Source organism: Nibrella saemangeumensis (assembly GCF_039541915.1).
GTDB lineage: Bacteria > Bacteroidota > Bacteroidia > Cytophagales > Spirosomataceae > Nibrella > Nibrella saemangeumensis.
The window spans coordinates 13,998-35,418 of record NZ_BAABHD010000080.1 but is presented as its reverse complement, the minus strand read 5'-3'; the positions used below and the strand labels follow the sequence as shown (position 1 = coordinate 35,418).

The window sequence follows — 21,421 nt, the reverse complement described above, 5'->3', positions numbered from 1 at the left end:
GATATAAAATCAAGGTGTATAACCCGTAAAATAGGCTATAAAAGTGGATTTATTTGAGAAACTGCGCGACAACCTGGGGCCGATCGGGTCGTTTTCCCGGGAACTAAATGGTCACCATTATTTTGCCTTTCCGAAGCTGGAAGGTGAAATCGGACCGCATATGCGGTTCCGGGGAAAAGAAATGTTGAACTGGAGCTTGAACAACTACCTGGGGCTGGCCAATCATCCGGAGGTGCGCAAGGTCGATGCCGAAGCTACAGCCCGGTGGGGACTGGCATACCCTATGGGAGCCCGCATGATGTCCGGCAACAGTGATCTGCACGAGCAACTGGAGCGCGAGTTAGCCACTTTTGTTGGTAAAGAAGATTCTTTCCTGCTGAACTACGGCTACCAGGGTGTAATGTCGGCCATTGAGGCTGTGGTTGATCACCGGGACGTAATCGTGTACGATGCCGAGTGCCACGCGTGTCTGATCGATGGGATTCGCCTGCACAAAGCCAAAATGGGTGAATACTACAAGTTCAACCACAACGACATGGCCAGCCTGGAGAAAAACCTCCAGCGGGCGACCAAAAAAGCGGATGAAAAAGGTGGAGGTATCCTGGTGATTACCGAAGGGGTATTTGGTATGTCGGGTAAAATTGGTAGCCTCGACGAGATTGTTAAACTGAAAGAAACCTATAAGTTCCGCCTGCTGGTGGATGACGCCCACGGCTTCGGTACCATGGGTGAGACTGGCGCGGGTGTTGGTGAACTATTGGGATGCCAGGATGGTATCGACCTGTACTTCTCGACCTTCGCCAAGTCGATGGCTGCGATTGGGGCATTCATTGCCGCCGACCACGATGTAATTATGTACCTGAAGTACAACATGCGGTCACAGACCTACGCCAAGGCGTTGCCGATGCCGTATGTGGCGGGTGCCCTAAAGCGGCTGGAACTGATCCGCAATCATCCGGAGCTGCGGGAGAAACTGTGGGAGAATGTTCGGGCGCTGCAGAACGGTTTGCGGGAGCGGGGCTTCAATATTGGTGATACCGTATCGCCGGTAACGCCCGTTTTGCTGCATAGTGAAGGGGGCGTGCCCGAAGCCAGTGCTATGGTTCGTGACCTGCGCGAAAACAAAGGGATTTTCTGTTCAATCGTCGTTTATCCGGTTGTTCCGAGGGATGTTATCATGCTCCGGATCATCCCGACGGCGGCTCATTCGCTCGATGATGTTCAGTATACGCTGGAAGCTTTCACCGAAGTTGCCGGAAAGCTAAAAGATGGATACTACAGGCAGCATGTTGACCTCGCAATCGTTCCTGAGGTAACTTCTTTACATGCCGGAACGGCCGCTGAATAAATGAAGATACATGGGGTTGGATTTTTTGCCTATTTTTTTGACTAACCTATTGCGGTGAATGTCGGAATGCTTATATTTCCGCAGAAAACCGCGTTTTTAGCGGAATTAGGGCATTTTTTCACAATCTAAACCCCATTCGTATCGCTATGACACGCTTTGAGGAAGTAAAAAATCTGGTGATGTCGCTGGAAGGTGATTTCGAGAAGTTCTACGAGAAGAACAATCAGGCCGCCGGCACCAGAGTACGCAAGGGCATGCAAGACCTGAAGACCCTGGCCCAGAATATCCGGTCGGAGGTTCAGGATAAAAAGAACGAAGACGCTAAGGCGTAACGACTGCCCGCCTTGCCCATTCTCAGGCCCGCCGGTTCCCACGGCGGGCCTTTTGTTTTTATAGCTTCTCCCGGTGCATCAGTGTAGCCACTCCACGGGTGGTTACTTTGCCGGTTTGGGCGTCTTTAATCTCGGTAGTCACCTCGGCAGTGTGTTTTTCGGGATTCACAGACTTAACCGTAAAAACCGCTTCATAATCGGTGTCGACGAACATCGGTCGCAGAAACTCCAGCGTCTGCCCCAGATACACCGAACCGTAACCGGGAAATTCGGTACCCAGTACTTTGGTGAAAATGCTGGCTCCCAGCATGCCGTGAATAATCGGGCGTTTGAATGGGGTCTGGCTGGCAAAATCAGCGTCGAGGTGAAGCGGGTTGTTATCGCCGGTTACCCTGGCGAAGTCTTCCACGTCGGCTTGCGAAAACCGGAAAGCATGCCGGTTTACAGCGTGTAACTCAAAAGGTGGCATAAAACGAGTTGAAAGTTCTGTTGATCTGGCGCAAGTTAGTGCATTCGTAACGGCAGGCGGTGTTGCCCACTTACTATTTTTCGGAAAGAAATTGGCAGATTGATTATAGTTTTGTTGTAAGGTGGGCCAGGCAGATTGACCCACTGTTCCTGTTACTGTATGTTCAGAAAGCTCTTTTCACTCGATGCCGATTTAACGCAGCGGGTTTTCGGGTTGGATCTCCTGCGGGCTATCGCCATCCTGATTGTGGTAGAAGCTCACTCCACCATGGCGTTTGGTTCTTATTTTGAGCCAAGCTTTTTCCGGTTCTTTATTCCAAACGGAGTAGAGTTGTTTTTTGTACTCAGCGGCTTTCTCATTGGGGGCATTCTGATCCGTTTGTTCGAGAAGCATCAGCAGATCAACGGCTCCATCATTCTGAACTTCTGGACCCGGCGGTGGTTCCGCACCTTACCGAACTACTACTTTGTTCTGGGTGGTATTGTCATCATCAGCCTCCTGCGGGCGTGGCGAAGTGGCCTGCAGCATACCTTACCGCCCAAAGAAACCCTGGGTCGCTATTTTTTCTTTCTGCAGAACTTCAACCAGCCTATGCCGGGCTTTTTTGGCGAGAGCTGGAGCCTGGCCATTGAAGAGTGGTCGTATCTGGTGCTGCCGGTGCTGCTTTTTCTGTGTTACCGACTGCTGCCCGCCAGCTGGCCCCGGCAGCGGATTGTGCTGACAACGATCCTGCTGGTCATTCTTGGGACCAATCTGTACCGCTTCATCATCGCCCGTCAGGTACCGATCGCTGAGGGTGAAATAAACATTTACTGGATGGTGCTGACGCGCCTGGACGCCATTGCGTATGGCGTACTGGTCGCTTACCTAAGACACTATTATCCGGCGTTCTGGCGGGATCGTGTCCGGCAACGATGGTTGCTGGGCCTGGGCATCATCTGCACCCTGCTGGTTACGTTCACGGCTTCACCGTATGTGCTGGGCTACTACTTCAACTGGGGCATTTATCCGGATTATGTTTTCTATAAGCGTACGTTCTGTTTTCCTCTCACGGGGCTGAGCATGGGTATGCTGTTACCTTATCTGGATAACTGGCGGCAGAGCCGCGGCTGGTTTGCCAAAGGCGTTACCCACATCAGTCTGATTTCGTATTCGATGTACCTGCTCAACCTGACTCCTATTATGGGGCTGGTGATCGAGCGGATAGCAACTACCTCGCTAACGGTAGGCTGGCTGAAGGTCGGACTGTTCTGGCTATTGGTTATCAGCCTATCGACCCTCCTGTTCAAGTATTTCGAAAAGCCGGCTACCGAACTGCGCGACCGACTGACACCCAAAGAGCCGGTCAGTACCCCTGGGGGCGTTGCTGCCGATATACCGGCCTCCAAAGCGGCTTAGCTCGAATGGTCGCTGACGATCACCCAGCGGCCGCTAAGTTTGCGCCAGAGCAGGGTAAACGACCCGCCGGCATCGCCGATCTGCGGTCGGGTCAGGTGCCAGCGGCCAATCACATAAGCCACATTCGGTGCCGGGAAGGTTACTCTTACAATGTCAAACTTCAGCGTTCCCATCGACGCCCGGTCGGGGTAGCGCTTGCGGTAGCTGGCCAGGGTGGCATCGTAGCCGTAGGTAACACCGACCTTCCCGATAAAGGTGAGCGAGTCGGATTTCCAGTAACCTTCCATAAATTTATCCACGTTGCCCGCGTTCCAGTCGCCGGTTTGCCGGTCCAGAATGGCCAGAATGGCTTTACGATCGGCGCTGGTCTGCCCAAACGAAGTCAGGTTAAATAATCCCCACAGCAGCAGGGTCAGTCGTACAATTCTCATTTTATCGCGAACTTTGGGAAAATAAGACCTTAGATACTGGACATTTGACACTAGATTTGTTGAGAAATGTCTACCCGCACGGCGGACCGTGTCTAGTGTCCAATGTCCAGCGTCTCCTCAAATATGAAACAGATTCGGGACTTTTACGAAAAATATAAACCATACATCTTTGCCGACGGTTGGTACTACATATTTATCGTCATTTTCATCATCTTCTTATTTATCTTTTTTTCCTGATTGGCCGCATCTCCAGACTTACTGGTCATTGTAAATCCCTTGTCGGGGACCTTATCGCCGGAGCAGAAAGACCTCCTGATTGATTTTCTGGTGCTACAAGCCAAAGAGGTTGGCTACCTGCCGGAGGTTATTATTACTAAGTATCCCGGTCATGCCACCGAACTGGCTACCGACGCCATTCAGCGCGGTATCCGGCGGATTATTGCCATTGGCGGTGATGGAACCGTCAACGAAACGGCGCAGGCTCTCCGGCATACCGCCACTGCGCTGGGTATTGTGCCAATCGGCTCCGGCAATGGGCTGGCCCGACACTTAGGTATACCGTTAGTGCCGAAGGAAGCCATTCTGAAAGCACTTAACGGCCGCCCCGTCGTCATTGATAGCGGGGAGGTTGAAACGCATCCGTTTTTTTGCACCGCCGGTTTTGGTTTTGAAGCGGTTGTGGCGCATCAGTTTGCCCTCCAGCCGGTGCGGGGCCTGACTACCTACGCCCGGACCGCCTACCAGCAGTTCTGGCAATACAAGCCGGAACCGCTGCTCGTCAACGGCCAGGAAAAAACGCTGTTTTCGCTGACGTTCGCCAATGCAGCCCAGTTCGGAAACAACGCCTGGATCGCTCCCAAAGCCAACATAGCCGATGGTTTGCTGGACCAATGCGAACTACAGTCGTTTCCGCTTCAGGCCCTAGTCGTCCTGTCCTGGCAGTTGTTCAACCGGACCCTCGACCAGTCGGTTTATTATCGTTCGGAACCGGTACGAACGGCCACCATTCAGGGTAAAAACCCATTGCTTCTTCATGCCGATGGAGAGCCGATTACGCTACTGTCAGATACCTGCCAGGTGCGAATTCTGCCGGGTAGTCTGCTGGTGCTGTTATAAGCGCGGGTGGTAAAAAAGCAGGATTGTAGTCTTTACACAAAGAACCCTTTGTATGTCAATGAAGACACTGCTAAAAATCGGTATTTACCTGGTACTAACCGCCGGCGGGTGGTATGCTGCATCGGCGCAATCAGCGTCAACGCGTAAGCCCAACATCATCTTCATCCTGGCCGACGATCTCGGTTATGGGGATCTGGGTTGTTATGGCCAGAAGGTAATTCAAACGCCAAACCTGGACCGCATGGCGCGGGAGGGGATGAGGTTTACGCAGCACTATGCCGGCAGTACCGTATGTGCCCCCTCGCGTAGTGCGCTAATGACAGGGCAGCATACCGGCCATACCCGCATCCGGGGCAATGAGCGGTTCCCGCTGCTGCCGGAAGACAAAACCGTGGCGGAACACCTGAAAGAAGCCGGCTATACCACAGCCCTGATCGGGAAGTGGGGCCTTGGCGAAGAGGGTTCCGTGGGCGTTCCCCGCAGGCAGGGCTTCGACTACTTCTATGGATACCTCAACCAGACCCACGCCCATAATCATTTTACCGACTTCCTGTGGCGCAACGAAGAAAAGGTCCGGCTGGCCAACGAAGTGGTTTACCTGGAAACGGGAGGGGCAAAAGGTATCGGATCGGCCGCGACCAAACGGGTGGAGTGGACGCAGGACCTGTTTACTAAAGAAGCCCTGCAATTTCTCGACCGCGCTAAACAGGCACCGTTCTTCCTGTACCTGAGCTACGTATCGCCCCACGCCAACAATGAACACCGGCTGGCCAGCCAGCACGGAATTGAGGTGCCGGATAACAGCCCCTATACCAACCGTGACTATCCGGAGGTAGAGAAGGCCTTTGCTGCCAGCGTGACCCGGCTGGACAATCATGTGGGACAGGTACTGGCTAAACTGCGGGAGCTGAAACTCGACGACAACACGCTGGTCATCTTCACCAGCGACAACGGCCCCCATGCTGAGGGTGGTAATGATCCTACCTATTTCAACAGCAGCGGTGGCCTGCGCGGTATCAAACGGGATCTGTACGAAGGAGGTATCCGGGTACCGATGATTGCCCGCTGGCCCGGCAAAGTAAAAGCCGGTAGCATAAGCAGCCACGCATCGGCGTTCTGGGACTTTCTGCCCACCGCCTGTAATCTGGCCGGGGTGCAGTCCTCTATCCAGACCGACGGTATTTCATACCTGCCGACGCTATTGGGTAAAGGCAACCAGAAACAGCATCCTTACCTGTACTGGGAGTTTCACGAGCAGGGCCGTAAGCAGGCTGTCCGGCAGGGCAATTACAAGCTGGTCTACCTGCTGAAAGATAATCAGATAGAATTGTACGACTTGAGTCGCGACCCCGCCGAGCAGCACAATATTACCGCTCAAAATCCGGAGGTGGTAAGCCGGCTGAAAAGCCTGATGGAGCAGGCCCGTGTACCGTCGGCCGAGTTTCCGTTTGCTCAATAAACTGTCCCTAAGCTGTTTATGAAGGCTCGCTACACGTTGATTGGCCTGTTGGCCACCGCTGTCTGGCTAACGTCGGGCTGGATACCGGCACCGACCAACCCGGCATCAGCGCCACTTCCGGGGCGACCCAATATCCTGTGGCTATCCTGCGAGGATATGTCACCCCGGCTGGGCTGCTACGGCGACTCCACCGTTCCAACGCCCAACATCGACCGCCTGGCGCGAGAGGGGGTGCGCTACACCAATGTGTTCTGCACCGCCGGCGTATGTGCGCCCAGCCGCAATGCCATGATAACCGGTATGTACCAAACGAGTACCGGTGGCCATAACATGCGGACGCTCTACGATACCTATCCGCAGAAAACGGGTTTGCCTAAAGAGTATTCGGTGGTGATGCCGCCCCAGGTGAAGGCCTTTCCGGAGTACCTGCGGGCGGCTGATTACTACACCACCAACAACGCCAAAACGGATTATCAGTTTGACGCACCGCCTACCGTTTGGGATGAGGTCGGTGCCAAGGCGCACTGGCGAAACCGCACGGGTGAAGCCGCCAGACGGCCGTTTTTTGCCGTTTTCAACAACGTCGTGACGCACGAGTCACAGGTATGGGTGCGCAAAGACCAGCCGCTGCGGGCTGATCCGGCCAAAATCAAGGTGCCGCCGTATTACCCCGACACGAAAACAGTGCGGCAGGATATGGCCCGGTTTTACAGCAACATCCGGGAGATGGATGACTGGGTGGGCGATCTGATGAAGCAACTGGAAGCGGACGGACTCCTGGATAAAACGATTATTTTCTTCTGGTCGGACCACGGCGACGGCCTGCCCTTCATCAAGCGTGAGATTTACGACCGGGGTCTGCGGGTACCGCTGATCGTTCGCTTTCCGGATGGCCGCTTTGCCAATACTACCCGCGATGAGCTCATTTCGATGATCGACCTGGCACCTACGGTGCTGACCGTAGCCGGTGTGGAGCCGCCCCAATACATGCAGGGGCAGGCATTTCTGGAGGCTCAAACGGGTAATCGACCCAAACGCGTTCAACCGCGCCGGTACATCTTTGCCGGGCGTGACCGGTTGGATTCGGAGTACGACCGCGTCCGGACGGTACACGACGGGCGTTACCAGTACATCCGCAATTTCTACCCCGAGCGCCCGCTATACATGGACATCGCCTTTCGGAAGCAGCAGCCCATGATGGCCGAAATGCTCCAGCTACGCGATGCCGGTAAGCTGAATGCCGTTCAGATGAACTGGTTCCGTGCCACCAAGCCCGCCGAAGAGCTATATGACCTTCGGAATGATCCGTATCAACTAACCAACCTGGCAGACAAACCCGCTATGGCCGGCAATCTAAAGCGGCTGCGGAAGGAACTGGATAAATGGCTGGTGGAGAGTAAGGATTTGGGCGGTGTACCCGAGAAAGAATTAGTCCGCCAAATGTGGGACGGGCAGAACAAACCACCCGTTACGGCTGTCCCCCGTATTGCCCGCTCTAGCAGTCAGCTTAGTATCAGTTGCCCAACCGAAGGCGCATCCATCGGCTATAAAGTGTCCGGAGAGGATTCCAACTGGCGGGTATATACGAAGCCTATTTCCGCACCCGCCGGAAAAACCGTAACGGCCATAGCCATGCGGATCGGGTATACGCCCAGTGCAGAGGTGACGTTTACGGATTCACGTGGGACGACACCTGTTCGTTAAATTCTCGGCTAACTGCCGCCACACTACTGGATCAACTGTCCTGATAGCTTATCCTTACGCCAGGAATAATGCATTACGCCTGGACGAACGGCAGCGATTTAAAATATTTTAAGAAAATTAAGGACTAAAATCGATTAAGCACGGCATTAGTATAGTAGGGACTGAGCCTTTCATCAGGAAATACCTGGTATTGCTCTGGTAAGCCTATAATAAACTCAACAAGTACACTGTGCCGTCCGTCTTTTCCCATAGCAATTTATGGTATGCCTTTCGTCAGGGCGACGAAGCGGCATTTCAGCAGATCTATCGGTTGCATGTTCGCGACCTGCTCAATTACGGCTATAAGGTAACCAACGATGTGCCGCTGATTGAAGACAGCATTCATGACCTTTTTATCGAGCTGTGGCAGAGCCGGGCTAACCTCAGTGATACCGATTCCATTAAGTTTTACCTGTTTCGTTCGCTGCGCAACAAGATTACCAAAGTTCGTAACCGGGATTTATTCTATACGGCCTCTGATATTGATACGGTAGATACGCCCACCGACGGGTATAGTATCGAGCGCGACCTGATCGAACACGAGGAAACCGAGCAGATCTACCAGCAATTACGGAAGGGCTACGATCAGCTAACTCCGCGCCAGCAGGAAGCGCTGGACCTCCGTTTTTATCAACATTTTGGCAACGAAGAGATTGCCCAGATTATGGGCGTCAATTACCAGTCCGCCTGCCGGTTTATCTACGCCGGCCTGAAAGCACTTCGCGAAACAGTCCGGACTTCTTAATCAGGATTTACGATCATGAATTACTATCAATATAATGCGGTTGACCTGGCGGCCGACGACTATTTTAAACAATGGGTCTGTTCGCCTACGTCCGAGACGGACGCCTTCTGGCGGGCGTTTCTGAAGGATTACCCCGAACGATACTATGAGGTAGAAGAGGCCCGGCAACTGATCATCGGCCTCCATGAAATTCAGCGGCCTCCTATGCTGATCGATAAGGAGGAAGCAATCTGGAGCCGGATTGAACAAACCCTCATTGAGTCGCGCCCGGCTCCCGAGCCGCGTACGCTGAACTGGCGGCAGACCTGGAAAGTGGCCGCGTCGCTCATCCTGCTGGTGGGTGCCGGGTGGTTCGGCCTTTTTCAGTTGGGCCTTGTTGGGTTTCCCGGAAGCGACCCGGCCCAGGAAGGTAAGTGGATCGAGGTTGTCAACGATGCCAATCACCTCATGCAGGTGCAACTGGCCGATGGGAGCCGCGTTGAATTGAAGAAGGGAGGACACCTCCGTTACCGCGAAGGCTTGGTAGGTACGCAGCGGGAGGTTTTCCTGATCGGCGAAGCCTTTTTCAACGTCCGAAAAAATCCCCAAAGACCCTTTATCGTCTATTCCAGCGGACTGGTGACCAAAGTGCTGGGAACCAGCTTCCGGGTTAATGCCCCCACGGAAGCGCCGACCGTAACGGTAGATGTAAAGACCGGGCGGGTTTCGGTGTATCCGGATCAGCCGAATCAGAGTGGTGACCCGGAGTCGACAGGCATGGTATTGACGCCGAATCAGAAGGCGGTTTACCGGCGGGAAGGCTCTACCCTAAGCAAAACCCTGACCGATGAGCCGCGCCTGCTCAATCCTGCGCAGCCGTTCGATTTTGACGATGCCTCAGCCGGTCACGTTTTTGCGGCTATAGCCCAGGCCTACGGCATCGAAATCATCTTTGACGAAGACGTAATGCAACAGTGTACCCTAACCATGAATCTCGATCACGAGGATTTATTTCAAAAGCTGGATGTCATCTGCAAGGTGCTGGACGCGCACTATAAGGTCATCGATGCACAAATAGTAATTTATAGTAAAGGTTGCTCCAGACCTTAGTAATTCTTATCCCAAACTCTTTAATCCTACACTCTAATGAAAAAAACAGGACACGTTTCAGCCCTGCCGTATCTTATGAGACGCTCGCTGTTACAGGCACTGCTGATGGTGATTTATACGAGTGTCGCACTCGCCTTCGATACCTCAGCCCAGGAGCTACTGAACAAACGGGTAACGTTTCGCTTTGATAACCAGAGCTTACGCCAGGTTCTTAAGGAAATTGAAAACCAGACCGAAATTCGGTTTGCGTTCCGGCCCAGGGAGATTCCGTTTGACCAGAAGATTACCCTGACGGCCGCTAATGAACCGCTGGGCGACGTGCTGACCAAAGTAGTGCGGCCCCTGCGGTTGCGGTACGAAGTTGTCGGCCGGCAGATTGTGCTCAGCCCGGTTCTGCAAGCTCCGAAGGTAGAAGCATCTGCGAAGGTGAGTGTACCGGATAAGGCCCCGATCCAGACTGCCGACGAAATCGTAAGCGGCACCGTGCTGGATGAGTCGGGGCAGGCCATTCCGGGGGTAAACGTGGTTGTAAAAGGCACCAACCGGGGTACCTCAACCGACGCCGAAGGGAAGTTCCGGCTGTCGGTGCCGAACGCAGGCTCCGTCTTGATTTTTTCGTTTCTGGGCTATGAGTCCCGGGAGGTGACAGTCAATAACCAGACAACACTCAGCATAACGCTTAAAACCGACACGAAAACCCTGAATGAGGTGGTTGTAGTGGGGTATGGTACCCAGCGGAAAGCCGACCTGACCGGCGCGGTGGCTACCCTTTCGGCAGACAAGCTTAAAAATAAAGCTGCGGTATCGTATGGCGAAGCGCTGGTGGGGCAGATGGCCGGGGTACAGGTGCAGCAGACGAACGGAGCCCCCGGTGGCGAAGGACTGACCATCCGGGTCCGGGGTACGGGTTCCATTACGGCAGGTAGCGCTCCTTTGTATGTGATTGATGGTTATCCCATGGAAGGCAGCGCTTTTTCGCTGATTAACCCGTCGGATATCGAGAGCATCCAGGTGCTGAAAGACGCGTCGTCTACCGCAATTTACGGGTCGCGCGGGGCCAACGGCGTTATTATCGTGACGACCAAAAAAGGAACGGTGGGGACTCCTACTATTTCGTATAACACCTTTTATGGTATGCAGCAGGTAGCCCGGAAAATTAAAATGATGAATAGCCGCGAATACCTGGAGTTCTTCAAGGATGGTCACAACCAGGCATGGCTCGACCGGGCACCGCTGCCGGGCGATGCACCCCATTCCATTACAGACGGTAACGCTATCCGGCAAAAGTACACCAACTCCAGCTTCTACATCATTCCGGAAAGTTTCAATGATCCCAGCAACTTTGGGGAGATTAACTGGCAGGATGAGATTTTCAGAACCGCTCCTACCCAGCGTCATGAACTATCGTTAACCGGAGGGGTCGAGAAAACCCGGTATGCCATCTCCGGAAGCTATACCAATCAGCAGGGTATCCAGATAAACAGCGATTACAAGCGGTATAACCTGCGCACCAATGTAACCTCCAACGTCAGCAAAAAGCTGGAAGTCGGCATGACGGTGAGTGGTTACTTCTCGGAAAACAACAGCGTGGATAACGGGAAAGACAGCCCGCTGGCGTACGCAATTTATTTACCGCCGATTTATCCGCTCCGGAACCCCGATGGTACCTATGGCTCGCAGGTACGTAACCCAGAAATCTGGGCCGGCGACGTGGCGAACCCGGTGGGTATTGCGGAGAATATTACCAACTTAACCAACCGGAACGGCCTCATTGCCTCGGCTTATGCGCAGTACGAAATCATTCCCGGTTTAAAGTACCGCTTAAGCCTCAACGGAACCATGGAAAACCGTCGGCTGAAATACTACCGGCCTTCTTTTGTGGATACCGACGGGTCGCGGGCTCCCAAAACCGCCGATGCCCGTAATGAAACCTGGCTGGATCGCGACTGGCTCATCGAGCATACGCTGAATTACAACAAAACGCTCTTTACGAAACACAACATTAACCTGCTGGCTGGTTACACGGCCCAGAAGTCGTACGGGGAGTATGCCCGCGTGAACGCGCAGAATTTCCCTAATGATGTGGTCCGTACGCTGAGCGCTGGTCAGATTGTAGCCGGTACTAACACCGAATACCAGAATTCGCTGATCTCGTATCTGGGCCGGGTTAACTATTCCTACGAAGACAAGTACCTGCTGACGGCCAGCATCCGGACGGATGGTTCGTCGCGGTTCGGGGCCAATAACAAATGGGGTACATTCCCCTCAGTGTCGGTCGGCTGGCGGGTAAACAGCGAGCCCTTCATGAGCAGTTTCCAGCCGGTGAGTGACCTGAAGCTCAGAGCGAGCTGGGGTTTGGTGGGCAATAACCGGATCGGTAATTACGACGCCATTGCCCGCACCGGCACCAGCTATTACGTGCTGAACAATAACCTGGTTAATTCTGTGAACCCAATCAATTATCCGAACCCGGATCTGGGCTGGGAGAAAACCCGGCAGTGGAACCTGGGATTTGATCTGGGATTGCTCAACGAGCGCATTCGGCTGGAGGCTGACTTCTACAACAGCCGGTCGGTCGATTTGCTGCTGAACGTGCCCGTTCCGACGCTCACCGGCTATTCGTCGCAACTCCAGAACATCGGCAAGGTGGAAAATAAGGGTATGGAATACCTGCTCCGCACCCGCAACCTGATCGGTAAGTTCAGGTGGTCGACGGATTTCAACATCTCGTTCAATAAAAACAAGGTCCTTGCGCTCGGCCCCGACCAGCGGCCCATTTACGCGGGAGCCCCGAACGCCAACAATACCTTTATTACCACCATTGGTATGCCTATTGCTACCTTTTATGGCTATTTATACGATGGTGTCTTTAAAAACCAGGCCGAACTGGATGCCGCTCCCCACCTGGCCAATGACCGGCCCGGTGACCCCCGGTATGTGGATATTAACAAGGATGGGGTAATCAATGCCGATGATAAAACCTATATCGGCAACAACCAGCCAAAGTTCATCTTTGGGTTCGGCAATGATTTCGCCTACAAAGGCTTCGACCTCAATCTCCAGGTAACCGGATCACAGGGCGCCAAACTGTTCAGTTTCTTTAACCGGATGGTGGGTATTTATCACGGTGACCGGAACGGGCTCGTCAAGCTGAACGACCGCTGGCGTTCAGAATCTGAACCCGGCTCGGGTGATATACTGCGGGCTAACCGCGACCCAAAGGGGCTGCAAAAAGAACCATCCAGCTACTGGGTAGAAGATGGCTCGTTTGTGCGCATCCGGAATGTATCCCTGGGTTATACGTTTAACAACACCCTTACCCAGCGCATCCACGTAAGAGGGCTGAGGGTTTACGTGACTGGCCAGAACCTGTATACCTTCACGAAGTATCCGGGCTTCGATCCGGAAACGAGCAGCCAGGGCGACGGCTTATCGCGGGGCGGTGATTATCTGGGCTACCCCTCTGCCCGCACCATCATTGCCGGTCTGAACGTCAGCTTTTAACCACCTTAACCTTTAATTGTCAGGAAATGAAACGATCCATCCTCCTCATAGTCGTACTAATTGGTTCTTTCTCCTGCAGAAAGGATTTTATCGACCTTCAGCCTATATCGGATATGAACGCCGGTATATTCTACAAAACGGAGCAAGACATGAATCAGGCCGTGATGTCGCCGTATGCATCCCTGCGGAGTCTCTATAATCAGCTATTTATCTACGCGGGGGAAGTCCGTTCGGATAATACCACGTTCTCGTGGGTTCCGGGTAATTCAAAGGATATGACCTCCATTGATAATTTTGGTGATGTGCTGCTCTCGGATAACTCCTTTGTGCTCGGCCTCTGGAACAACAGCTACCATACCATTCTGCGGTCTAATATCGTGCTGGACAAAATAGACGCTGTTTCCTTTACGGATCCTAAACTCAAAGAGCAATACAAAGCTGAAGCCAGATTCCTCCGGGCGCTGACCTACTTCTGGCTGGTTCGCACCTTTGGCGATGTGCCTAAAGTAGATCAGCAGTTATCGGTTGCCGACGCCTACAAGCTCGGCCGGGCCTCTACGCAGGAAATCTACGACTTGATTGTGGCCGACCTGAAGTTTGCGGAAGCCAATCTGCCGGCTACCTATTCGGCAATCGACAAAGGACGGGTAACGGTTGGTGGCGCAAAAGGCCTGCTGGCTAAAGTCTACATGACCATGGCGGGCTACCCCCTGAAGAAAGGTGCGCCCTATTATGCTCTCGCTGAGGCCAAAGCCCTGGAGGTGATCAATATGCCGCAGTACGCACTCGTGTCGGATTATAAAACCCTGTTCGACGTTACCAAGAAAAACAGCACGGAATCGTTATTCGAGATTCAGTATAAAAAGGGAGGGACCAGTACCGGCAGCCCCTGGAACAATGATTTTGCTCCGCGTTTCTCTAACCGGGAGGTGGTGCTGGTAGGCGATAAAGGTGGGTTTAATGCTCCAACACCGTCTATCTCAGACGCCTACGAAAAAGGTGATCCCCGAAAGGCTATTTCGATGAGTGATGGTTATGTCTCCGTACCGGGTGGCAAATTCATCAATGAGAAATACGTGAAAAAGTACTACGATGTGTCGTTTAGTAACTCCGATAATGATAATAACTGGATAGAGTTGCGCCTGGCCGACATCTATTTGCTGTACGCAGAGGCTCTGGTCCGGCAGGGCAAACAACAGGACGTGGCGCTCTCATATCTCAATAAAATACGGACGAGAGCCAGAAACAGTGCCGGTGGTTCTGCCGACATCCTACCGGATTATAAGCCATTTAGTTCTGATGCCGAACTCCTGTTAGCCATTGAGAAGGAACGGCGTGTCGAACTGGCCTTTGAAAACCACCGCTGGTTCGACCTCGTCAGGACTGAGCGGGCCAAAGCCGTTATGACGCAGGAGCAGAAGGAGCAAAACGGATTTAACCCCTCTGCCTGGAACGATACCATGTTATTGTTCCCGATTCCCCTGCAGGTAATTCAGTCTAACCCCGAAAAGATTAAACAGAACCCTGGCTATTAAACAGATGAACGTTCGTATTTTACAATGGCTAACCGGCTGTTTGCTGGTTTGGGCCTTATTCCCCGTCTCAGGCTGGGCGCAGCGGGTAAACACCTTAACGCCCAAAGAAAAGAAAGATGGCTGGGCGTTGTTGTTTGATGGGACCAGTTCCAGCGGTTGGACCACCACCAATGGCAACCCGGTTCCGGCCGGGTGGGAGGTCAGCAATGGCGTGATCACGGCGAAGAAAGGCGCTAAAGGCGGTGACATCATTACGGTAAACCAGTATGCCGATTTCGACCTGATGATGGACTTTAACCTGGAGCCGGGCGGCAATAGTGGCGTCAAATACTTTTTTACGAAATACGAAAAAGGCGGTAATTTGGGGATGGAATACCAGATTCTGGATGATAAACTGGCGGAGGACAACAAGAAAGAGAATCACCTGACGGGTTCTTTCTACGACGTTATCCCGCCCAATGCTTCCCTGAAAAAAGTAAACGCACCCGGCCAATGGAATACCCTGCGTATTGTAGCCAAGGGCCGGCAGGTGGAGCACTGGCTCAATGGCATCAAAATACTGGAGTTTACCAGAGGTAGTCAGCCGTTTACGGAGGCAGTGGCATCAAGTAAGTTCAGCAAGACCGTGCCGGCCTTTGGTACGGTGGAGAAAGGCCATATTCTGCTGCAGGAGCATGGCGATCAGATTTCGTTCAGAAACATAAAGATTAAACCCTTGTAAAACCCTCACATGGAAAAGAGACGTGAGTTTATAAAGAAAGTAGCCGCTGGCTCCCTTGGTATTGCCCTGGGCGGGTCTGCTTATGGTTTTAGCGCCAAAAGTTACAACCGCATCATTGGCGCCAATGAACTAATCCGGGTAGCTACCATCGGGGTCAATAGCCGGGGAAACAGCATGGGCAGGACCTTTGCCGGCCAGAAAAATGCCGAGGTCGGTACGGTCTGCGATGTAGATGAGCGAGCCATCCCGAAGGCCATTCAAAGCATCCTTAAGACCAAACAAACCCAGCAACCCAAAGCGGAGCGTGATCTCCGGCGGGTTCTGGAGGATAAGTCCATTGACGCCATCTATACGGCCACGCCCGACCACTGGCACGCGCCCCTGACGATTATGGGCTGCCAGGCCGGTAAGCATGTGTATGTAGAGAAACCCTTAAGCCACAACCCGCACGAAGGCGAACTGGCTATTGCGGCCGCCCGTAAATACAACCGCGTAGTGCAGATGGGCGCTCAGCGCCGGTCGGCCCCTGTATTGACGCAGGGTATCGAGCAACTGCACAAAGGCATCATCGGCCGCGTGTACATGGCCAAGACCTGGTACACCAACAAGCGGAAAGCTACCGTGCTGAAGCCCGGTACGGTGCCATCCTGGCTTGATTACGAACTATGGCAGGGACCGGCCCCGCGCCGGCCTTACAAAGAGGGGCTGATTCACTACGACTGGCACTGGTTCTGGCACTGGGGCACCGGCGAAGCGCTGAACAACGGTACCCACGAGGTCGACGTGGCCCGCTGGGGGCTCAACGTCGACTATCCGATCCGGGTGAGTTCGGTGGGTGGCCGTTATGAGTTTAAAGATGATTGGGAAACGCCCGATACCCAGGTAGTCATTATGGACTTCCCGAACCGGGTATCGCTGATGTGGGAGTCGCGCAGCTCCAACGGCCGCAAAATTGAAGGGCAGGACCGGGGTATCATCTTCTACGGCGAAAACGGTAGTCTGGACACCGGTGGTGATAGCTATAAAGTGTACGACCTGGACGGCAAACTGGTGAAGGAGATAAAGGCGGTTGAAGGGGATGACGACGTGCAGGGGCGCAATACCGCCAGCCCGAGTCTGGGTATGGATAATCTCCACGTGATGGACTTCCTGGATGCGATCCGCAACAATCGCCGGCCAAACTGTGATGTCGAGCAGGGCTACAAGAGTGTGCTGGCCATGCAACTGGGGAATATTGCCTGGCGCGTTGGCCGGTCCCTGCAGATTGACCCGAAGAATGGCCATATCGTAGGCGATAAAGAAGCCCAGAAGCTGTGGAGCCGCGAGTACGAAAAAGGCTGGGAGCCGAAGGTGTAAGGACTAAGTCATACCGTACCCGTAATGATTCGTATTTAAGTTGGTTTGTTTAGAATACGAAAGCCTGGGTGATTAAACTCGCCCAGGCTTTTTAGTAACCGGTTTAACGGCTCATCATACTTCCTGCATCAGTTCGGTTTCTAAGTTTTAGGGAGCCAGGAATCCGTTATCTTTGCCTTATTAAGCAAGGCTATGAGTAAGAAAAATCGTTCGGGCGTGGTGTACTCTACCGACCCCGATTTTCAATACCAGAACAATGACGGTGGCGAGGCTGAAACCCTGCCCCCCCAGCAGCAGAACCTCAGAGTTTGGGTCGACCGTAAGGGTGGAGGCAAAGTCGTCACGGCAATTAAAGACTTCATCGGCACCGACGCCGATCTCACGGAGCTCGCCAAACAACTCAAAAACGCCTGCGGCTCCGGTGGCTCCGCCAAAGACGGCGAAATCCTGATCCAGGGTGACCACCGCGACAAAGTCCTGGCTTGGCTCACCAGCAAGGGGTATAAGGCGAAAAAAGCAGGAGGGTAGCAAAAACAGGAGGGGCCGCACGGCCCCTCCTGTTTTTGCTATTTGATACCTCCCATCCACCGCTTCAGTGGTAGCGAGAGAATCAAGATTAAAATACCGAAGCCGAAGCTGAAGTAGACCACGCTCATGAAGAGATCAGGCATCTGCTGGACGTTCTCCTCGTCGAAGCCGCCCGCGAACAGACCCGCAATCAGGTTACCCAGCGACGCACCCACAAACCAGATCCCCATCAGCTGACTCACATACCGGCGGGGGGCCAGCTTGGTAAAGGCGCTTAGACCGACCGGGCTCAGGCACAACTCACCCAGCGTATGGAACAGGTAGGTAAACGTCAGCCAGAGCGGAGACGTCAGTTCGCCAGTGCGGGCAATCTGGGCGGCAAACACCATAACCAGATAGCCGCCACCGAGTAACACCAGGCCGAGACCAAATTTGGTTGGCGTAGAGGGGTTGGTGTTCCGGTTGGCTAAGCCTATCCAGAGCGAGGCCAGAATGGGCGAAAAGAGCAAAATAAAGGCCGGGTTAAAGTTCTGGAACCAGCTCGACGGCATTTCCCAGCCAAACAGGTTCAGGTCGGTATGGCGGTCGGCAAAGATTTGCAGTGAGGAACCCTGCTGCTCAAAACCGGCCCAGAACAAGGCTGCGGCCAGGAAAAAGACAAACAGAACCGCTACCCGCTTCTTTTCCACCGCGTCGAGGCCACCGGCCAGCATGATGTAGACGAAATAACTTACCGCCACCAGCGAGATAATGGTGCCCATCCCTTTCGCGAGCCCTTGTGCCGTGGTTAAATCAAGGGTACCGGTCAACTGCAGCACCACCAGGACGGCGGCTAAACCCACCAGAAAGCCAATTAACGAGCGGCTACCCGTCTTTGACTTTACTTCATTGGGATCTGCTTTCTTCGGCTCGTTGCCATACTGGTTCAGGTACTTCTGTCCGTAAATCCGGAAGATGACCATACCCAACCCCATACCAATCGCAGCCGCTCCGAACCCATAATGCCAGCCTACTTTCTGCCCCAGATAGCCGACAATGGTAATACCAAGGAACGAGCCAAGGTTGATACCCATGTAGAAGATATTGAAAGCGGCATCGCGCCGGGCACCGCCCTCCGGGTATAATTCACCGACAATCGCACTGATATTCGGCTTCAGCAAACCTGTCCCGATAGCCACTGTGCAGAGGCCCATGTAAAATAAAGTGCTGCCGCCGGGAAAAGCCAGGATGATGTGGCCCAGCATGATAATGAGCCCCCCGTACCAGATGGACTTGCGCTGGCCCAGAATATTGTCGGCGATCCAGCCTCCGGGGAGAGAAAGCAAGTATACTGAAGCGGTATATAAACCATAAATAGCGGCACCTTCAGCCTCTGTGAGACCCATGCCGCCCGTACCGATATTGGCAATCAGAAACAGCAGCAGAATGGCCCGCATGCCGTAGTAGCTGAAACGCTCCCACATTTCGGTAAAAAACAAAACGTATAAGCCGGTAGGGTGTTTGGTCGAAGTGGCCGGAGTGGTTGCTGTTGCTTCCATTCGATAAGGTTTGTCAGATGAAATAAAAAAAAGAAAGTTTGGTAATTAAACGTGAAAAAGGACGTAAAGATACGCCCCCACCCTCAATCTCCCAAAAGATGATGGCGTATCACCATAAATGCAAAATCATTGTCTTGTGTTTGAGCCGGTTACCCTCTATGGTGTAAAATCATTTCAGGGGCTGACATACTGCATTCCTGAGCCATTCTTTTTACATTTACTTGCCATCAACAAACAGGAAGAGTATGATTTTGCATGAAACCATGGAAGCACCGGCTGCTGAAACGGCCGGCCACTTCGCTATTACATCCGCCGAACGATTCGAAAATCTGTCACCCGCCGAACTCATCGAACTTGCCATTCGCAACGGTGAAGGTGAATTAGCCGACTGTGGAGCGCTGGTTTGTGATACCGGTACTTTTACCGGTCGTAGTCCCAAAGACCGCTATATTGTTAAAGACGAAACCACCACCGACACCATCTGGTGGGGCGATATTAATATTCCCTTCGACCCGGCTAAGTTTGATGCGCTGCACCGGAAAATGGTCGACTTTCTGGCCGATAAGCGCGTTTACGTTCGTCATGCCTACGCCGGTGCCCATCCCGACTACCGCCTGAACATCCAGGTATACAACACCTCGGCCTGGCATAATCTGTTCTGCTATAACATGTTCCTGCGACCGAAGCCGGAGGAACTGGAAAACTTCCAGCCGGACTTTACCATCATCTGCATTCCGGAGTTCAAGGCCAACCCGGCGGAAGATGGTACCACCAACGAGAACTTCGCTATTCTGAACCTGACAAAGAACGTGATCCTGATCGGCGGCACCGGCTATACCGGCGAGATGAAGAAGGGGATATTCTCGGTGCTGAACTACAAGCTGCCGGCCGAGCGCCATACCTTGTCCATGCACGCATCGGCCAATGTTGGTCAGAACGGGGATACCGCGGTATTCTTCGGCTTGTCGGGTACGGGTAAGACCACCCTGTCGGCCGACCCGAACCGGAAACTAATCGGCGATGATGAACACGGCTGGGCCAACGAGGGTGTGTTCAACTTTGAAGGTGGCTGCTACGCCAAGGTGATTGACCTGTCGGCCGAGAAAGAGCCGGAGATTTACAATGCCGTCCGGTTTGGTGCAATTCTGGAAAATACGAAGTTCCATCCGGGTACCCGGGCGGTGGATTATAGCAATAAGTCCAAGACCGAAAATACCCGCGTGTCGTACCCGATTCAGTTTATCGACAACGCGCTGGAGCCTTCGGTGGGGGGTATTCCTAAAAACATCTTTTTCCTGACGGCCGATGCGTTTGGCGTACTGCCGCCAATTTCTAAACTGACGCCGGAGCAGGCCATGTACCACTTCATCTCCGGCTATACGGCTAAAGTGGCCGGTACCGAGGTTGGCATCAACGAGCCAAAAGCTGCCTTCTCGCCCTGTTTCGGGGAAGCGTTTCTGCCGCTGCACCCGACGCAGTACGCCGAGATGCTGGGGCAGAAGATGTCGGAGAATCAAACCAATGTCTGGCTGGTGAATACCGGCTGGACGGGCGGTGCCTACGGAACCGGCCAGCGGATCAGGCTCAACTATACCCGCGCCATGATCACGGCCGCCCTGAACGGTGAACTGGAGAGCGTCGACTACCACAACCACCCGGTTTTCGGTATCGCCATGCCCAAAACCTGCCCGAATGTGCCGGATGAGGTGCTGAACCCCCGCGCTACGTGGCAGGACCAGAACCAGTACGACGAGCAGGCCAGAAAACTGGCAAAGCTGTTCCGGGACAATTTCGACAAGTACGCCGACTCCGCCAACGAAGAGATTCGGTCCGGCGGTCCGGTAGCGGGTTAAACCGTTTAACAATGCACGGTAAACATGAGTCATCTTGAATTTTATGCGGGCCGAATGGCTCCCTAAACGGCCATTTCGATGCTGATGTTATCGAGTCTGAGAACAGCCCCGGAGGGGCAAAACATCGGTAGCTAGCGTAACCACAGCCTAAAGCCAAAGCCCCAGCGGGGCGTACCACACCCGGTTACGCCCCGCTGGGGCTTTGATGTTGTCAGACGCATGTCCGTTCTACCGATATGGCACCCCTCCGGGGCTG

Annotated in this window: 17 protein-coding genes; 14 read left to right on the top strand and 3 right to left on the bottom strand. The window is 53.5% G+C overall.

Features of this window, described 5'->3' with window-relative positions; all coding sequences use genetic code 11:
- Positions 1–43: 43 nt before the first annotated feature.
- A complete protein-coding gene (locus ABD949_RS23635; RefSeq protein WP_345247627.1) occupies positions 44–1,348 on the top strand; it encodes an aminotransferase class I/II-fold pyridoxal phosphate-dependent enzyme in 1,305 nt (434 codons plus the stop codon).
- Between the two features lie 146 nt (positions 1,349–1,494).
- Positions 1,495–1,680, top strand: a complete 186-nt coding sequence (locus tag ABD949_RS23630; protein WP_345247625.1) for a histone H1 — start codon at positions 1,495–1,497, stop codon at positions 1,678–1,680.
- A 58-nt stretch (positions 1,681–1,738) separates the two neighbouring features.
- Here the strand turns inward: ABD949_RS23630 and ABD949_RS23625 are convergent, their stop codons facing one another.
- A complete protein-coding gene (locus ABD949_RS23625) occupies positions 1,739–2,149 on the bottom strand; it encodes a MaoC family dehydratase (protein WP_345247623.1) in 411 nt (136 codons plus the stop codon).
- 159 nt (positions 2,150–2,308) lie between these two features.
- Between ABD949_RS23625 and ABD949_RS23620 the strand changes: the two genes are divergently transcribed.
- Positions 2,309–3,547 (top strand): acyltransferase family protein, encoded by a 1,239-nt coding sequence (locus tag ABD949_RS23620; RefSeq protein ID WP_345247621.1) that lies wholly within the window; start codon positions 2,309–2,311, stop codon positions 3,545–3,547.
- Here the strand turns inward: ABD949_RS23620 and ABD949_RS23615 are convergent.
- A complete protein-coding gene (locus tag ABD949_RS23615) occupies positions 3,544–3,978 on the bottom strand; it encodes a YybH family protein (protein ID WP_345247619.1) in 435 nt (144 codons plus the stop codon). The two genes, ABD949_RS23620 and ABD949_RS23615, sit on opposite strands and share 4 nt — an antisense overlap.
- Positions 3,979–4,215: 237 nt before the next feature.
- Here ABD949_RS23615 and ABD949_RS23610 point away from each other — a divergent pair, with 237 nt between their 5' ends.
- From ABD949_RS23610 to ABD949_RS23565, 10 genes are all read left to right on the top strand, one after another.
- On the top strand, positions 4,216–5,094 hold the full coding sequence (locus ABD949_RS23610; RefSeq protein WP_345247617.1) for a diacylglycerol/lipid kinase family protein: 879 nt from the start codon (positions 4,216–4,218) through the stop codon (positions 5,092–5,094).
- A gap of 58 nt (positions 5,095–5,152) precedes the next feature.
- Entirely contained in the window at positions 5,153–6,553 is a 1,401-nt protein-coding gene (locus ABD949_RS23605; RefSeq protein WP_345247615.1) for an arylsulfatase, read from the top strand.
- Positions 6,554–6,571: 18 nt separating this feature from the next.
- Complete coding sequence (locus tag ABD949_RS23600; protein WP_345247613.1) at positions 6,572–8,257, top strand: sulfatase family protein; 1,686 nt, start codon at positions 6,572–6,574, stop codon at positions 8,255–8,257.
- Positions 8,258–8,486: 229 nt separating this feature from the next.
- A complete protein-coding gene (locus tag ABD949_RS23595) occupies positions 8,487–9,041 on the top strand; it encodes an RNA polymerase sigma factor (RefSeq protein ID WP_345247611.1) in 555 nt (184 codons plus the stop codon).
- 15 nt (positions 9,042–9,056) lie between these two features.
- On the top strand, positions 9,057–10,130 hold the full coding sequence (locus ABD949_RS23590; protein WP_345247609.1) for a FecR family protein: 1,074 nt from the start codon (positions 9,057–9,059) through the stop codon (positions 10,128–10,130).
- A gap of 75 nt (positions 10,131–10,205) precedes the next feature.
- Entirely contained in the window at positions 10,206–13,634 is a 3,429-nt protein-coding gene (locus ABD949_RS23585) for a SusC/RagA family TonB-linked outer membrane protein (RefSeq protein WP_345247607.1), read from the top strand.
- A 26-nt stretch (positions 13,635–13,660) separates the two neighbouring features.
- A complete protein-coding gene (locus ABD949_RS23580; protein WP_345247605.1) occupies positions 13,661–15,169 on the top strand; it encodes a RagB/SusD family nutrient uptake outer membrane protein in 1,509 nt (502 codons plus the stop codon).
- Between the two features lie 4 nt (positions 15,170–15,173).
- Positions 15,174–15,890 carry a 3-keto-disaccharide hydrolase gene (locus ABD949_RS23575; protein WP_345247603.1) on the top strand — a complete coding sequence of 239 codons (717 nt, stop codon included), beginning with the start codon at positions 15,174–15,176 and terminating at the stop codon, positions 15,888–15,890.
- Positions 15,891–15,899: 9 nt separating this feature from the next.
- On the top strand, positions 15,900–17,246 hold the full coding sequence (locus ABD949_RS23570) for a Gfo/Idh/MocA family protein (protein ID WP_345247601.1): 1,347 nt from the start codon (positions 15,900–15,902) through the stop codon (positions 17,244–17,246).
- Between the two features lie 192 nt (positions 17,247–17,438).
- Positions 17,439–17,774 (top strand): translation initiation factor, encoded by a 336-nt coding sequence (locus tag ABD949_RS23565; RefSeq protein ID WP_345247599.1) that lies wholly within the window; start codon positions 17,439–17,441, stop codon positions 17,772–17,774.
- A 38-nt stretch (positions 17,775–17,812) separates the two neighbouring features.
- On the opposite strand, the gene ABD949_RS23560 is transcribed toward ABD949_RS23565, so the two are convergent.
- Positions 17,813–19,312 (bottom strand): peptide MFS transporter, encoded by a 1,500-nt coding sequence (locus tag ABD949_RS23560; protein WP_345247597.1) that lies wholly within the window; start codon positions 19,310–19,312, stop codon positions 17,813–17,815.
- Between the two features lie 263 nt (positions 19,313–19,575).
- Between ABD949_RS23560 and pckA the strand changes: the two genes are divergently transcribed.
- Positions 19,576–21,165 carry a phosphoenolpyruvate carboxykinase (ATP) gene (gene pckA, locus ABD949_RS23555; protein ID WP_425576801.1) on the top strand — a complete coding sequence of 530 codons (1,590 nt, stop codon included), beginning with the start codon at positions 19,576–19,578 and terminating at the stop codon, positions 21,163–21,165.
- Positions 21,166–21,421: the final 256 nt, after the last annotated feature.

Coding starts and splice junctions, on each gene's coding strand:
- ABD949_RS23630 (WP_345247625.1), top strand. CDS start 1,495: ATGACACGCTTTGAGGAAGTAAAAAATCTGGTGATGTCGCTGGAAGGT.
- ABD949_RS23625 (WP_345247623.1), bottom strand. CDS start 2,149: ATGCCACCTTTTGAGTTACACGCTGTAAACCGGCATGCTTTCCGGTTT.
- ABD949_RS23620 (WP_345247621.1), top strand. CDS start 2,309: ATGTTCAGAAAGCTCTTTTCACTCGATGCCGATTTAACGCAGCGGGTT.
- ABD949_RS23615 (WP_345247619.1), bottom strand. CDS start 3,978: ATGAGAATTGTACGACTGACCCTGCTGCTGTGGGGATTATTTAACCTG.
- ABD949_RS23605 (WP_345247615.1), top strand. CDS start 5,153: ATGAAGACACTGCTAAAAATCGGTATTTACCTGGTACTAACCGCCGGC.
- ABD949_RS23600 (WP_345247613.1), top strand. CDS start 6,572: ATGAAGGCTCGCTACACGTTGATTGGCCTGTTGGCCACCGCTGTCTGG.
- ABD949_RS23590 (WP_345247609.1), top strand. CDS start 9,057: ATGAATTACTATCAATATAATGCGGTTGACCTGGCGGCCGACGACTAT.
- ABD949_RS23585 (WP_345247607.1), top strand. CDS start 10,206: ATGAGACGCTCGCTGTTACAGGCACTGCTGATGGTGATTTATACGAGT.
- ABD949_RS23580 (WP_345247605.1), top strand. CDS start 13,661: ATGAAACGATCCATCCTCCTCATAGTCGTACTAATTGGTTCTTTCTCC.
- ABD949_RS23575 (WP_345247603.1), top strand. CDS start 15,174: ATGAACGTTCGTATTTTACAATGGCTAACCGGCTGTTTGCTGGTTTGG.
- ABD949_RS23570 (WP_345247601.1), top strand. CDS start 15,900: ATGGAAAAGAGACGTGAGTTTATAAAGAAAGTAGCCGCTGGCTCCCTT.
- ABD949_RS23565 (WP_345247599.1), top strand. CDS start 17,439: ATGAGTAAGAAAAATCGTTCGGGCGTGGTGTACTCTACCGACCCCGAT.
- ABD949_RS23560 (WP_345247597.1), bottom strand. CDS start 19,312: ATGGAAGCAACAGCAACCACTCCGGCCACTTCGACCAAACACCCTACC.
- pckA (WP_425576801.1), top strand. CDS start 19,576: ATGGAAGCACCGGCTGCTGAAACGGCCGGCCACTTCGCTATTACATCC.